This is a genomic window from Legionella navarrensis, from assembly GCF_052527415.1.
In genome coordinates this window covers 1-2,267 of record NZ_JBNVZR010000044.1, presented here as the reverse complement: position 1 = coordinate 2,267, position 2,267 = coordinate 1, and the positions used below count along the sequence as shown (strand labels likewise).

Below are 2,267 nucleotides of genomic sequence, written 5' to 3'. Positions count from 1 at the left end.
TGGCAGGCGCAATCGGATGCGTGGTCGTACAGGTCGTGCAGGTCGGTGCGGTAGCACTGCCACCCGTCGGCGCTACGTTATTACTCACCGCCCCCACAGCATCCTGATCGACTGTCGCCGGATAGGTAAAAGTATGAGTTCCAACCGCTGTGCCGGCTGGAATGGTGCAGGTGATGACCTGACCTGTGGCCGTACAGCCTGCCGGCAGGGTTCCCAGTGTCTGACCGGCACTCAGGGTATCGGTCAGCACCAGATCGGATGCGTTGGCCGCCGTAGTAATCACCGCCTGCAGGCTGTAATCAATCGTATCACCTGCGGCAACGGCGGTACCGCTTGCAGGAGTTGATGATTTGCTCACCGTAATAATGGCTGGCGCAACGGGATGCGTAGTCGTGCAGGCCGTACAGGTCGGTGCGGTAGTACTGCCACCTGTCGGTACGACACTGTTATCTACCGAGACGGTCGCTGTCTGATTCACCGTGGCCGGATAGGTAAAGCTGTACGTGCCAGGAACCGTGCCAGCCGGGATGGTACAGGTGATCACCTGACCCACGGCTGTACAGCCTGCCGGCAGGGTTCCCAGCGTCTGGCCGGCACTCAGGGTATCGGTCAACACCAGTGGGAATTCGTTGGCAGCGCTGCCTATCACCGCCTGCAGGCTATAGTCAATCGTGTCCCCTGCGGCAACCGTGGTGCCGGTCGTCGGACTGGCTGATTTACTCACCGAAATGATCGCTGGCGTAACGGGATGCGTGGTCGTGCAGGTCGTACAGGTCGGTGCCGTACTGCTGCCGCCCGTCGGCACTACGGCATTGCTTACCGAGCCAGCCGCTGTCTGATTCACCGTGGTCGCATAGGTAAAGCTGTAGGTACCAGGAACCGTGCCGGCTGGAATGGTGCAGGTAATCACCTGACCCGTGGCTGTACAACCCGCCGGCAGGGTTCCCAGTGTCTGGCCGGCACTCAGGGTATCGGTCAACACCAGATCGGATTCATTGGCTGCCGTAGTAATCACCGCCTGCAGGCTGTAATCAATCGTATCACCTGTAGCAACCATGATACCGCTTGCAGGAATAGACGATTTGCTCACTGCAATAATCGCTGGTGCTATCGGATGCGTGGTTGTGCAGGTCGTACAGGTCGGTGCCGTACTGCTGCCGCCCGTCGGCACTACGGCATTGTTTACCGAGCCAGCCGCTGTCTGATTCACCGTGGCCGGATAGGTAAAGCTGTAGGTGCCAGGAACCGTGCCGGCTGGAATGGTACAGGTGATCACCTGACCAGATGCCGTACAGCCCGCCGGCAGGGTTCCCAGCGTCTGGCCGGCACTCAGGGTATCGGTCAGCACCAGATCCGATGCGTTGGCCGCCGTAGTAATCACCGCCTCCAGGCTGTAGTCAATGGTGTCCCCTGGGACAACTATAGTGCCGGTCGCCGGATTCGCGGATTTGCTCACCGCAATAATCGCGGGTGCTATCGGATGCGTGGTCGTGCAGGCCGTACAGGTTGGTGCAGTAGCACTGCCGCCCGTTGCCACCACTGCGTTGCTCACTGAACCGGTTGTTGCCTGGTTCACCGTGGCCGGATAGGTAAAGCTGTACGTGCCAGGTGCCGTGCCGGCCGGAATGGTACAGGTAATCACCTGACCCGTGGCTGTACAGCCTGCTGGCAGGGTGCCCAGTGTCTGGCCGGCACTCAGGGTATCGGTCAGTACCAGATCGGATGTGTTGGCTGCCGTGCCAATCACCACCTCCAGGCTGTAATCAATCGTATCGCCTGCGGCAACGGCGGTACCGGTCGCAGGAATAGACGATTTGCTCACCGCAATAACCGCAGGTGCTATCGGATGCGTGGTCGCGCAGGTCGTACAGGTCGGTGCGGTAGCACTGCCACCGGTCGGCACCACCGCATTGCTCACTGAACCGGTTGTTGACTGGTTCACCGTGGCTGGATAGGTAAAGCTGTAGGTACCAGGTGCGGTACCGGCCGGAATGGTGCAGGTAATCACCTGACCCGCGACCGTGCAACCTGCCGGCAGGGTTCCCAGTGTCTGGCCGACGCTCAGCGTATCGGTCAGCACTAAATCTGATTCATTGGCTGCTGTGCCAATCACCGCCTCAAGGCTGTAATCAATGGTGTCTCCTGCTGCAACGGCTGTACCGGTCGCAGGACTGGCGGATTTGCTCACCGCAATAATCGCGGGCGCAATAGGATGCGTGGTTGTGCAGGTCGAACAGGTCGGTGTCGTCGTGCTGCCACCTGTCGGT

At 60.0% G+C, this 2,267-nt stretch carries 1 protein-coding gene; it reads right to left on the bottom strand.

Going from position 1 to position 2,267, the window contains the following annotated elements:
- A partial coding sequence (locus tag ACQUTA_RS13020) for a beta strand repeat-containing protein (protein WP_444988696.1) occupies window positions 1–2,267 on the bottom strand: 2,267 nt, incomplete at both ends.